12 protein-coding genes and 1 pseudogene are annotated in these 11,236 nt (G+C 69.5%); 8 read left to right on the top strand and 5 right to left on the bottom strand.

Annotated features, from left to right (window positions below):
• Positions 1-743 (bottom strand): annotated as a pseudogene (locus K0M70_RS04555) (DEAD/DEAH box helicase); the annotation flags it as partial.
• A 42-nt stretch (positions 744-785) separates the two neighbouring features.
• Positions 786-2,006: a serine hydrolase domain-containing protein gene (locus K0M70_RS04560; protein ID WP_290779872.1), complete on the bottom strand. Its 1,221-nt coding sequence runs from the start codon at positions 2,004-2,006 to the stop codon at positions 786-788.
• Positions 2,007-2,104: 98 nt separating this feature from the next.
• Between K0M70_RS04560 and K0M70_RS04565 the strand changes: the two genes are divergently transcribed.
• A complete protein-coding gene (locus tag K0M70_RS04565; RefSeq protein ID WP_290779873.1) occupies positions 2,105-2,905 on the top strand; it encodes a TatD family hydrolase in 801 nt (266 codons plus the stop codon).
• 24 nt (positions 2,906-2,929) lie between these two features.
• Here K0M70_RS04565 and K0M70_RS04570 read toward each other — a convergent pair whose 3' ends face one another.
• Together K0M70_RS04570 and K0M70_RS04575 are read right to left on the bottom strand one after the other, a co-directional pair.
• Positions 2,930-3,700: an ABC transporter permease gene (locus K0M70_RS04570; protein WP_290779875.1), complete on the bottom strand. Its 771-nt coding sequence runs from the start codon at positions 3,698-3,700 to the stop codon at positions 2,930-2,932.
• Entirely contained in the window at positions 3,697-4,632 is a 936-nt protein-coding gene (locus tag K0M70_RS04575; protein WP_290779877.1) for an ABC transporter ATP-binding protein, read from the bottom strand. The genes K0M70_RS04570 and K0M70_RS04575 overlap by 4 nt, the downstream gene beginning before the upstream one ends.
• Positions 4,633-4,751: 119 nt before the next feature.
• On the opposite strand from K0M70_RS04575, the gene K0M70_RS04580 reads away from it, so the two are divergent.
• From K0M70_RS04580 to K0M70_RS04610, 7 genes are all read left to right on the top strand, one after another.
• Positions 4,752-5,504, top strand: coding sequence for an FAD-binding oxidoreductase (locus K0M70_RS04580; RefSeq protein ID WP_290779879.1), 753 nt, complete (start codon positions 4,752-4,754; stop codon positions 5,502-5,504).
• 105 nt (positions 5,505-5,609) lie between these two features.
• Complete coding sequence (locus K0M70_RS04585) at positions 5,610-6,266, top strand: helix-turn-helix domain-containing protein (protein ID WP_290779882.1); 657 nt, start codon at positions 5,610-5,612, stop codon at positions 6,264-6,266.
• 15 nt (positions 6,267-6,281) lie between these two features.
• Positions 6,282-6,770: a hypothetical protein gene (locus K0M70_RS04590; protein ID WP_290779885.1), complete on the top strand. Its 489-nt coding sequence runs from the start codon at positions 6,282-6,284 to the stop codon at positions 6,768-6,770.
• Positions 6,728-7,405 carry a hypothetical protein gene (locus tag K0M70_RS04595; RefSeq protein WP_290779888.1) on the top strand — a complete coding sequence of 226 codons (678 nt, stop codon included), beginning with the start codon at positions 6,728-6,730 and terminating at the stop codon, positions 7,403-7,405. Before K0M70_RS04590 ends, K0M70_RS04595 begins: the two co-directional genes overlap by 43 nt.
• An 85-nt stretch (positions 7,406-7,490) precedes the next feature.
• Positions 7,491-8,939 (top strand): alpha/beta fold hydrolase, encoded by a 1,449-nt coding sequence (locus K0M70_RS04600; RefSeq protein WP_290779890.1) that lies wholly within the window; start codon positions 7,491-7,493, stop codon positions 8,937-8,939.
• The gene (locus K0M70_RS04605) at positions 8,936-9,670 is read left to right on the top strand and encodes an ATP-binding cassette domain-containing protein (protein ID WP_290779893.1); all 735 of its coding nucleotides are present in this window, start codon (positions 8,936-8,938) and stop codon (positions 9,668-9,670) included. The genes K0M70_RS04600 and K0M70_RS04605 overlap by 4 nt, the downstream gene beginning before the upstream one ends.
• Positions 9,667-10,842 (top strand): ABC transporter permease, encoded by a 1,176-nt coding sequence (locus K0M70_RS04610; protein ID WP_290779896.1) that lies wholly within the window; start codon positions 9,667-9,669, stop codon positions 10,840-10,842. Before K0M70_RS04605 ends, K0M70_RS04610 begins: the two co-directional genes overlap by 4 nt.
• A 68-nt stretch (positions 10,843-10,910) precedes the next feature.
• Here K0M70_RS04610 and K0M70_RS04615 read toward each other — a convergent pair.
• A partial coding sequence (locus tag K0M70_RS04615; protein ID WP_290779898.1) for an energy transducer TonB occupies positions 10,911-11,236 on the bottom strand: 326 nt, incomplete at its 5' end.

Raw genomic sequence — 11,236 nt, forward strand, 5'->3', positions numbered from 1 at the left:
TCCACCGGCAGCTCGCCGTGCAGCGGCAGCAGCACCGCGCCGTGCTGGCCGGCGATGTCGCCCAGCGCCGCCAGCGCATCGCCGATCTCGCGCTGGCCGGGCAGGAAGACCAGCAGGTCGCCCGGATGCTTCGCCAGCGCCTCGCCGGCGCAGCGGCGCAGCTGGGCGATGGCCGGCTCGTCGCGGCGCGCGGGGAAATACGCCGTGGTGACCGGGAAACTTCGGCCGGCGCTGGTGAGCCGCGGCGCGTCGAGGAAGCGGGCCAGCTTTTCCCCGTCCAGCGTGGCCGACATCACCAGCAGCCGCAGGTCCTGGCGCAGCTGCGACTGCACGTCCAGCGCCAGCGCCAGGCCCAGGTCGCCGGCCAGGTGGCGCTCGTGGAATTCGTCGAACACGATCGCCGCCACGCCCTCGAGCGTCGGATCGTCCTGGATCATGCGGGTGAGGATGCCTTCGGTGACCACCTCCACCCGCGTGCGCACGCTCACCCTGGATTAGAAGCGGATGCGGTAGCCGACCGTGTCGCCGGGCGCTTCGCCCAGCTGCCGGGCCATGAAGCCGGCGGCGGCGCGCGCGGCCACGCGGCGCGGCTCGAGCATCAGGATGCGGCCGTCGCCACGCCACGGTGCCGACAGCAGGGCCAGCGGCACCTGCGTGGTCTTGCCCGCGCCCGGTGGCGCCTCGAGCACCAGGCGCGGATGCGCCTCGAGGCTGTCGAGCAGGCTCGGCAGCAGTTCGGCGATCGGAAAATCGGGGCGCGTGGATACGGGACTCACCCCGCTAGGCTAGAGAGCGCGGCCCTTGCCGTCGAGCGCCGGGCGCAGCGGCGGTGCCGCACGCGCCGGGCTGGCCGGCAGCGGTGGCGCCGCGGCGGGATGAGCCGCGGGCGCGGCCCCTGCAGACGGTTTGTGGGCAGCGTTCGTCGTCCGGACGAAATCGAGCTGCCGCAGGCACAGGCCCTCCAGCGCCGTCAGGTCGTCGCGCATCCGCGAACCGTCGCCCGACACCACGATCACGCCGCTGCTGCCGCTGCGCCAGTCCACCCACGGCGTGAAGCCAAAGGCGCCCGGACTGGATACGCGGTAGGTGGCGCCGGACGCGTCCCTGGCCTCCACCCATTGGCCGATGCCGTAGCCGAAATCGTAGCCGGGCACCGGCGTGTAGCCGACCACCAGGCCGACGGTGCGGTCGAACGCCATCGTCGCCAGCGTGTCGGCCCGCAGGAACGAACTGCCTTCGTGCAGGCCGCCGGCCAGCAGCATGTCCAGCACCCGGCCGTAGTCGTCCAGGGTCGAGCGCGCGCCGCCGCCGATGCGCGGGTTGGCGTTGCGCACGTAGCCGTCGCGCACGGCGCCCGCGGTCCAGTCGGTGTTGATGAGCCCCAGCGGCTGCGCCACTTCGCGGATGAACAGGTCATCCCAGCTTTCGCCGGTGGCAAGTTCGGCCATGGCGCCGGCCACCTGCATCGAATTGCCGCCGTAGGCAAACACCGTGCCCGGCGCCGCCACGCGCGGCACCGCCAGGATTTCCAGCGCGCACGCCTGCAGGGTTTTCTGGCGGTCGGCGAGGCAGGGAATGTCGGCAACGGTGATGCCGCTGGTGTGCGAGAACAGCTGTGCCAGCGTGATCGGCCGCATCGCCGGCGCCGCGGCGGGGAAGAAGTCGCCCACCGTGCTGTCCCAGCGCAGGTCGCCACGTTCGACCAGGCGCGCAAGGGTCAGCGCCGACAGCCACTTGCTGGCCGAGGCGATCGCCAGCCGCTCGCTGCCCGTGTAGGCACCGTAGTTTTCCCGGTACAGCGCCACGCCGCCGCGCGACAGCCGCAGCGAAGCGCCCGGCAGTCCGTAATCGAGCACCAGCTGCCGGGCGCCGGCGTCCACCGGCGCGAAATCGTGCAGCGGCCGCGCGGGGGTGGCGGCCGGCAACAGCAGCACGGCGCTCAGGCCCAGCCAGGCCATCGAAAACCGCCGGGGCTTTTCAGTCGGGCGCATGGGCCAGTGGGACATGAGCGTTTTCCTGCAGGACTCCACCGCCATAACGCCGCGGCACGGCTACGGTTGACCGGCGCCGGGTACCATGGCCGCCTTCAAGCCGGGAACCCAGCATGGACCTGATCGACATCGGCGCCAACCTGGGCCACGAAAGCTTCGACCACGACCTGGACGCCGTGCTGATGCGCGCCGCCGATGCGGGCGTAGCGCAGTTGGTCGTTACGGGCGCCAGCCGCGCCGGCTCGGTGCGCTCACTGGAGCTGGCGCGGGCGCATCCGGGCCGCCTGTTCGCCACCGCGGGCGTGCACCCGCACCACGCGGTGGAATACACCGACGAAGCCGACGCCGAAATGCGCGCTCTGCTGGCGCAGCCCGAAGTGGTGGCGGTGGGCGAATGCGGCCTGGACTACCACCGCGATTTCTCCCCGCGTCCGGCCCAGCGCCGCGCCTTCGAGCGCCAGCTGCAGATCGCCGCCGACACCGGCCTGCCGCTGTTCCTGCACCAGCGCGATGCGCACGCCGACTTCATGGCCATCATGAAGAACTTCGGCGGCCGCCTCGGTCCGGCGGTGGTGCACTGTTTCACCGGCACCCGCGAGGAATGCTTCGATGCGCTGGACGCCGGCTACTGCATCGGCATCACCGGCTGGCTGTGCGACGAGCGCCGCGGCCAGCACCTGCGCGAGTTCGTGAAGGACATCCCGGCCGACCGACTGATGGTGGAAACCGACGCGCCCTACCTGCTGCCGCGCACCGTGCGGCCGATGCCCGCGCACCGTCGCAACGAACCGATGTACCTGCGCCACATCGTCGAGGAGCTGGCGCGCGACCGCGGCGAAGCGTTCGAAACCACCGCCGCCGCAACCACCGCCGTGGCGGCGGCGTTCTTCCGGCTGCCCGTTCGGGGCGCCTGAGCCCCGGCTGGCCGGGGCGTCGTATCAGCTGCGCAGGCCCACGCCGCGCTTGAGCAGCCACAGGGCCAACGCACCCAGGCTGACGACGAAGAAGCCCATCAGCGCGAACGCCGTCACCATGGACACGTCGCTCTGGCCCAGCAGGCCGTAGCGGAACGCGTTCACCATGTAGAAGATCGGGTTGAGGTGGGTGGCGGCCTCGGCCCAGTCGGGCAGCAGCTTCACCGAATAGAACACGCCGCCCAGATACGTGAGCGGGGTGAGGATGAAGGTGGGCACGATGGCGATGTCGTCGAACTTCTTGGCGTACACCGCGTTGACGAAGCCCGCCAGCGAGAAGATCACCGCGCCCAGCACCACCGTGGCCAGCGTGATGAATGGATGCGGCAGCCGCACGGGGGTGAAGAACATCGCGATCACCATCACGATGGCGCCCACCATCAGCCCGCGCAGCACGCCACCGGTGACGTAGCCGCCCAGGATCACCCAGTTGGGCATCGGGCTGACCAGCAGCTCTTCCACGTGGCGGCCGAACTTGGCGCCGAAGAACGACGAGCTGATGTTGCCGTAGGCGTTCTGGATGATGGCCATCATCACCAGGCCCGGCACGATGAAGTCCATGTACGCGATGCCGTCCATGGTGCCGATGCGGCTGCCGATGAGGCCGCCGAAAATAAGGAAGTACAGCGTCATGGTGATGGCCGGCGGCACCAGGGTCTGGCCCCAGATGCGCAGGATGCGGGCCACTTCGCGCCGGGCGATGGTCTTGAGGGCGGTCAGGTTGGGGTTGCTCACGCGGTGGCCTCCGGCTGGCCAGTGAGCCGCACGAACAGCTCCTCGAGGCGGTTGGACTTGGTGCGCATGGAGCGCACCGGGATGCCGGCGTCGTTGAGGGCGGCGAATACGCGGTTGAGGTCCATCTCGCGCGGTTTCTCGACGTCCAGGGTGTGGTTGTCCTGGCGCACCAGGGTGACGCCTTCGATGGCCGGCAGCACCTGCGGCAGCACGCCCTCCACGTCCAGCAGGAAACCCTCGACGTCGAGCTTGGCCAGCAGCGCCTTCATCGGGCCCTGTTCGATGATGCGGCCCTTGTCGATGATGGCCAGGTTGCGGCACAGGTTCTCCGCTTCCTCCAGGTAGTGGGTGGTGAGGATGACGGTGGTGCCGGCGGCGTTCACTTCCTTGAGCGTCTTCCACATGCCGCGGCGGATCTCGATGTCCACGCCGGCGGTGGGTTCGTCCAGGATCAGCAGGCGCGGGCGGGTCATCATGGCGCGGGCGATCATCAGCCGGCGCTTCATGCCGCCCGACAGCGTGCGCGACATGGTGTTGGCCTTGTCGGTCAACTGGGCGCGCTTGAGCTCCTCGTGCGCGCGCTCCCGGGCCTGCGCGCGGGGCAGGCCGTAGAAGCCGGCGTAATTGACCAGGATGTCGAACGGCGTCTCGAACATGTTGAAGTTGATTTCCTGCGGCACCAGGCCGATCTGGCGCATGGCCTCGGACCGGTGGGCATGCAGGTCGATGCCGAACACCTTCACTTCACCCGCCGTCTTGTTCACTAACGAGCTGACGACGCCGATCAGGGTGGACTTGCCGGCGCCGTTGGGGCCGAGCAGGGCATAGAAGTCACCGGGGGCGACGCTGAGCGAAACGCCCTTCAGGGCCTGTACGCCGGTGGCATAGGTTTTGGTGAGATCGGTGATCTCGAGCGCTGGCTGGGTTTGCATGGGACTCCTGGACCGCACCGGCGCTGCGCCGGGGGTCTATGCCGCTTATTATATGGCGCTTCCCGCCCCGGGCTCCGGTGGCTCGGCGCTACAGTGTTTCCTACTTCCGGAGTTCCCGTTTGGCCATCGTGCACTTCCCGCTTCGCCTGGTTGGCAGCCGCATGCTGGCACCGACCGTCCGCCACCTCGCCTTCGCGCGTGACGACGGCCAGCCGCTGGATTTCATCCCGGGCCAGTTCGTACAGGTGCACTTCAACTATCCCGACGGCACCCCGACCAAGCGCAGCTACTCGCTGGCCACCATGCACGACCACGCCATGGCCCCGGGTGAAGCGATCGAGATCGCGGTCAGCTATGTCGCCGGTGGCGCCGCCACGGCGCTGTTTGAAGCCCTGGACGAGGGCCAGCAGATCCAGGCCAGCGGCCCTTACGGCCGCTTCTGCCTGGTGCCGGCCGACACCAACAAGCGCTACCTGCTGATCGGCACCGGCACCGGCGTCACGCCCTACCGGGCGATGCTGCCGCAGCTGCACGCGATGATGCAGTCGCGTGGCGTGGAGGTGGTGCTGCTGTTCGGCGCCCGTACGCCGGAGGAGCTGATCTACGGCGAGGATTTCCGCGCGTTCGCCGAGGGCCATCCCGGCTTCCGCTTCGTGCCCTGCTTCAGCCGCGAACTGCCGGCCGACCCGCACCCGGACGTGCGCAAGGGCTACGTGCAGGACATCCTGGCCGAATTCGCACCCGATGCCGAAGGCGACATCGCCTACCTGTGCGGCAACCCGAACATGGTGGACGCCGCGTTCGAGGTGCTCAAGACGGCCGGCCTGCCGGTGCCGCACGTACGTCGCGAAAAATACGTCAGCAGCAAGTAAGCCCCGGCGCCGGCCGCAGCACCGGCCCCTGCCATTGGTCAGGCTTGCCGCCGCCCCGGGCCGGCGTTAGCATTCAAACGTGTTGAATGCTTTTGGGCTTTTGATATGGCTGAACGCAACGCGCGGCGCACCATCCAGGACACGGCCCGCATCGACCCCGCCCTGCTCAGGGTGCTGGCCAACCCCGTGCGATCGTTCATCGTGTACTCGCTGGCGCCCGAAGCGAAGACCGCCAAAACCCTGGCCGCCGAGCTGGGCTGCCCGACCACCCGGCTCTACTACCATCTGCGCCAGCTCGAAAAGCACGGGCTGGTTTTCGTGGAGCGCACGCGGCTGGTGTCGGGCATTGTCGAGAAGCACTACCGCGCCGTCGCCCGCGACCTGCGGCTCGACACCGCCGCCTTTGGCACGGGCGACAAGCCCGACCGGCGGCGCACCGAAGCCCTGCTGGGCTTCGTGTTCGACCAGACGCGGGTGGAGATCAGCCGCGGCATCGAAGCCGGGCAGCTGGATGTCCGGCGCCGGGCGCCAGACCCGGGCGCACTGATGGCCTACCGCAATGTGCTCAAGCTGTCGCCCGAACAGGCGCAGCGGCTTTACGCCCGGCTGCAGGCGTTCTGGATGGAGTACGACGACATCGCCAAGCAGCCGGCCGCGGACGGCCGCTTTTACGCCTTTACGGTCGCGCTCTATCCCAACGACGTTGCCGCCGTGGACAAGCCCGCCCCGGCCCCGCCGCGGCGTAAACCCCGCCGCCCCTGATACCGGAGAAGCGTCATGGCCCGATCCGTCCCGACGAAGAACAACCCGTGGCGCCAGGTGCTCACGGGCCTGCTGCTGGCCGTGGCCGGCGGTGCTTTCGGCTTCCTGGTGGCCAAGGCCGGCATGGCCTACGTGCCCTCCAGCCTGAGCCTGAAGGCCTTGTCGGGCTGGGACCTGCTGGCGCTGCCGGTGATCGTGGTGTTCGTGCTGGCGTTCCATGAGGCCGGGCACCTGGCCGGCGGCATGAGCCGCGGCATGCGCTTCCTGTTGTTCATCGCCGGGCCGTTTGGCTGGGTGCGTGGCAAGGACGGCGTCCGCTTCCGGTGGTTCTTCAACCTGGGCACGCTGGGCGGCGTGGCCGCCGCGCTGCCGGTGGCGGGCAAGCCCCTCAAGCCCCAGCTCACGCGGCTGGTGGTGGGCGGCCCCCTGGCCAGCCTCGTGCTGGCGGCCCTGGCGTTGGGGTGTTCTGGGCGTTTCCCGGCCGTGTCGGCGCCTGGGGCCTGATCACCGCGTGGCTGTCGCTTTGCTTCTTCGTGGTTACCGCGGTGCCGATGCGCAGCGGCGGCTTCATGTCCGACGGCATGCAGCTGCTGCAGCTGCGCCGCAACCCGGCCATGGTGGAGCGCCGTGCACGGCTGATCGCCCTGATGGGCCAGGGCCTGGCGGGCGTGCGTCCGCGCGACTACGACCGCGATGCCCTCGCCCACGCCCAGGCCATCACCGGCGACGAAACGATGTACGACGTGGGCGTCTGGCTGTACAGCTACTTCAACGCCCTGGACGCAGGCGACATCGCCGGTGCACAGGGCTGGCTGGACCGGATCGAGCCGGTGGTGGACGACTACCCCGACGGCTTCCGGCAGTCCTTGGCCATCGAGCTGGCGCTGTTCGAAGCGCTGCACCGGCACCGGTCGGAGCAGGCGCGCCAGTGGCTGGCGCGCGCGCGGGGCGGCGTGGTGGACGAAGCCCGGCGGCGCCTGGCGGAGGCCGCGCTGGCGGTTCGCGAAGGTCGCGGCGACGACGCGCGATCGGCGCTGGCGCTGGCCCGGAAGAAGCTGACGCACAGCATGGACGCCGGCTCCACCCATTTGAGCGCCGACCAGATAGCCACGCTGCAGGCGCTGGCCGTCAACGCCTAGCTTCGCCGGGGCCGCGTGCCTGTCACGTTTTCCGCTTACGACCGTCTGTAATCACAACACCCCGCGCATCTCCACCGAGGTAACCATGCGAAGACTGATCCCGATCGCCCTGCTGCTGATGTCCCTGCCGGTTTCGGCGCGGACCTTGGGCAGCCTTGAATTCACCGACTGCGAACTTGCGCAGCCCGGCACCGGCGCCACCGTGCGCGCCCAGTGCGCCACGCTCGAAGTGCCCGAGGATCCCGCCAAGCCCGAGGGCGGCAAGATCAGCCTGAAGGTCGCGCTGGCCGCGTCGCGCGCGGCCGAACCGGCGCCGGACCCGGTGATCTATTTCGCCGGCGGCCCCGGCCAGTCGGCCACGGAATCGTATGCGTCGATCGCCGGCGGCTTCTCGCGCCTGCGCGACAAGCGGCACCTGGTGTTGATGGACCAACGCGGCACGGGTGGCTCGAACCGCCTGGCCTGCCAGTTCCCCGACGCCTTCGACGCCAGCCAGCTGCCCACACCGGAACTGCAGGTGCAGTTGGCACGCGACTGCCTGGACAGCCTGGACGCCGACGTCAGCCAGTACACCACCACCGTTGCCGCCAGTGACGTCGAGGCGCTGCGCCAGGCCCTGGGCGCGCCCCAGCTCAATCTCTACGGCGGTTCGTACGGCACCCGCATGGCGCAGGAGTACGCGCGCCAGCATCCCGACGCCGTGCGCAGCATCATCCTGGACGGCGTGGTGCCGCCCGAGCTGGTCCTGGGCAGCGAACACGCCATCAACCTCGAGGCCGCGCTCAAGCAGATCCTGGCCCAGTGCAGCGGCCAGGCCGCGTGCAAGCAGGCCTTCGGTGACCCGCTGGCCACCCTGCACGGCCTGCTGGACCAGGCGCGCGACGCGCCGACAATGGTGGCGATGCGCGACCCGGTAAGCCACGCCGCGCGCGAAATGCAGCTTGATGAGGGCACGGTGGCGCTGATCGCGCGGCTGTTCGCCTATGCGCCGGAAACCGCCGCGCTGCTGCCGCTGCTGATGGACGAGGCCGCCAAGGGTCGGCCGCAGTCGCTGCTGGCGCAGGCGGCGCTGGTGTTCGATTCGCTCACCGGGCAGATCAACCACGGCATGCAGCTGTCGGTGATCTGCGCCGAAGACGCCCCGCGCATGCAGGCCCGGCCGCAGGACCAGGACTTGGTGCTGGGCGACAGCTTGGTCAACGTAACGCTGAACCAGTGCAGCGTGTGGCCCAAGGGGCCGGTGTCGGGACAGTTCCACCAGCCGCTGGTCACCGACACGCCCACCCTGCTGCTGTCGGGCGAGTTCGACCCGGTGACGCCGCCGCGCTACGCCGAGCAGGTGCTCGCGTCGCTGGGCAAGGCGCGGCACCTGGTGGGAAAAGGCCAGGGCCACATCCTGCTGGCGCGCGGCTGCACCCCGCGCCTGGCCGCGGAGTTCGTCGACAAGCTCGACCCCGTGGGCCTGGATGCGAAGTGCCTGGATCCGCTGGGCAGCACGCCCTTCTTCATCGACTACAACGGAGCCACGCCATGATCCACGTCCGTGACCTGCACAAGGCCTTCGGCAAGGTCAAAGCCGTGGACGGCGTCAGCTTCAGCGCCGCCGACGGCCAGATCACCGGCCTGCTGGGGCCCAACGGCGCCGGCAAGACCACGTCCCTGCGCATGCTCTACACCCTGATGAAGCCCGATTCGGGCCAGGTGCTGGTGGACGGCATTGACGCCAACATCGACCCGCAGGCCGTGCGCCGCCGGCTGGGCGTGCTGCCGGACTCGCGCGGCCTGTACAAGCGACTGAGCAGCCGCGAGAACATCCGCTACTTCGGCCGGCTGCACGGCATGGACGACGCGCTGATTGCGCAGCGCACGCAGGCGCTGGTGGCGGCCCTGGAGATGGGCGACATCATCGACCGGCGCACCGAGGGCTTTTCGCAGGGCCAGCGGGTGAAGACCGCGATCGCCCGCGCCCTGGTGCACGACCCGCGCAACGTGATCCTGGACGAACCCACCAACGGCCTGGACGTGATGGCCACGCGCAACATGCGCCGCTTCCTGCACCAGCTGCGCGACGAAGGCCGCTGCGTGCTGTTCTCCAGCCACATCATGCAGGAGGTGGCGGCGCTGTGTGACCGCATCGTCATCATCGCCCGCGGCCAGGTGGTGGCCGAAGGCACGCCCGATGAACTGCGCGAACAAACCGGCGAGTCGAACCTCGAGGACGCCTTCGTCAAGGCGATCGGCACCGAAGAAGGACTGATGGCATGAACCCGGCACTGACCGTTTTCCTCAAGGAAGTCACCGAGAACCTGCGTGACAAGAAGACCGTGGTGAACGCGCTGGTGATGGGGCCGCTGCTGGGCCCGGTCTTCTTCGCCATCATGATGGGCTTCATCATCACCAAGCAGCTCGACAGCGCCGAGAAGCCGCTGGAAGTGCCGGTGGTGGGCGCCGCCAACGCACCCAACCTCGTGGCCTGGCTGGAACAGCAGGGCATGGTGGTGAAGGCCGCGCCGGAAGATGCCGACGCGGCCATCCGCAGCCGTGACGCGCGGGCGGTGCTGATGATCCCGCCCGATTACGCCGAGCATTGGCGCGCCGGCGAAACCGCCCAGGTGCAGGTGTTGTTCGACAGCTCCGACCAGGACGGCCGTGCACCGGTGGCCCGGCTGACCGGCCTGCTGGAGGGCTACGCCCGGCAGCAGGCGGCGATGCGGGTAGCCGCACGCGGCATGCATCCGGCGGTGATGACGCCGGTGGCGGTGGCCGAACGCGACATCGCAAGCACGCAGCAGCGCGCCGGGCAGCTGCTCAGCTTCCTGCCCTACCTGCTGGTGCTGGGCGCCTTCCTGGGCGGCATGTACCTGGCCATCGACACCACGGCGGGCGAACGCGAGCGCCAGTCGCTGGAACCGCTGCTGGTGAATCCGGCGTCGCGGGCCCAGATCGTGCTGGGCAAGCTGGGTGCAACCTTCGGCTTCGCAATGGTGAGCATGATGCTCAGCCTGGTGGCGTTCGCGGTGGCGTTCCAGTACATCCCACTGGACCGGCTGGGCATGAAGGTGGATTTCGGCGCCGGCCTGATCCTGCGCGCCGGCCTGCTGATGGTGCCGCTGGTGATGGTGTTCGCGGCGCTGCAGACCATCGTGGCCGCGTACGCCAAGTCCTATCGCGAAGCGCAAACCTACCTGTCGCTGCTGATGCTGCTGCCCATGCTTCCCTCGGTGATCCTGATGATCAACCCGATGAAGGGCGAACTGTGGATGTCGGCCGTGCCGCTGCTGTCGCAGAACGTGCTGATCATGGCGCTGGCCCGGGGCGAGGTGGTGGCACTGTTGGATTTCGCGCTGAGCTTTGGCGCCAGCCTGGCGATGGCGGGGATCCTGGTGTGGATCGCCGTGCGCATCTACCACCGCGAGCAGCTGGCCGTTTCCGCCTGATAGCCGCTACCCCCGGAACGAGAAAGGCCCGGCATTGCCGGGCCTTTTCTTTTTGCGCCTTGCGCCGGTTACGGGCGGAAGCTGAAGGTGCGCGTGAGCTTGGCGGGCGCGTCCATCGGCTCGAACTGCCACTCGCGCACGGTGTTGATCACGGCCCGGTCGAACTGGCCGCGCGGCTGGGCACGGATGACGCGAACGTCGCTGACCGAACCATTGGCGGCAATGCTGATTTCGACAGTCACTTCACCGGTGACGCCCGAACGGGCCGCCTCGCGCGGGTACGAAGGCTGCGGCGTGCGCACGCCAACCGGGGGGGGGGGGGGCGCCCCCCCGGGGGGGGGGGGGGCCCGCCCCCCGGGCCCGGCGGGGCCCCCCCGGGGGGGGGGGGGGGGGG

Origin of the sequence: Arenimonas sp. (assembly GCF_019459675.1) — a bacterium.
Classification (GTDB): Bacteria; Pseudomonadota; Gammaproteobacteria; order Xanthomonadales; family Xanthomonadaceae; genus Arenimonas.

What these genes read in the sequence shown, in the direction of transcription:
- K0M70_RS04560 (WP_290779872.1), bottom strand. Translation starts at nt 2,006, where the DNA reads ATGTCCCACTGGCCCATGCGCCCGACTGAAAAGCCCCGGCGGTTTTCG.
- K0M70_RS04565 (WP_290779873.1), top strand. Translation starts at nt 2,105, where the DNA reads ATGGACCTGATCGACATCGGCGCCAACCTGGGCCACGAAAGCTTCGAC.
- K0M70_RS04575 (WP_290779877.1), bottom strand. Translation starts at nt 4,632, where the DNA reads ATGCAAACCCAGCCAGCGCTCGAGATCACCGATCTCACCAAAACCTAT.
- K0M70_RS04585 (WP_290779882.1), top strand. Translation starts at nt 5,610, where the DNA reads ATGGCTGAACGCAACGCGCGGCGCACCATCCAGGACACGGCCCGCATC.
- K0M70_RS04590 (WP_290779885.1), top strand. Translation starts at nt 6,282, where the DNA reads ATGGCCCGATCCGTCCCGACGAAGAACAACCCGTGGCGCCAGGTGCTC.
- K0M70_RS04600 (WP_290779890.1), top strand. Translation starts at nt 7,491, where the DNA reads ATGCGAAGACTGATCCCGATCGCCCTGCTGCTGATGTCCCTGCCGGTT.
- K0M70_RS04605 (WP_290779893.1), top strand. Translation starts at nt 8,936, where the DNA reads ATGATCCACGTCCGTGACCTGCACAAGGCCTTCGGCAAGGTCAAAGCC.
- K0M70_RS04610 (WP_290779896.1), top strand. Translation starts at nt 9,667, where the DNA reads ATGAACCCGGCACTGACCGTTTTCCTCAAGGAAGTCACCGAGAACCTG.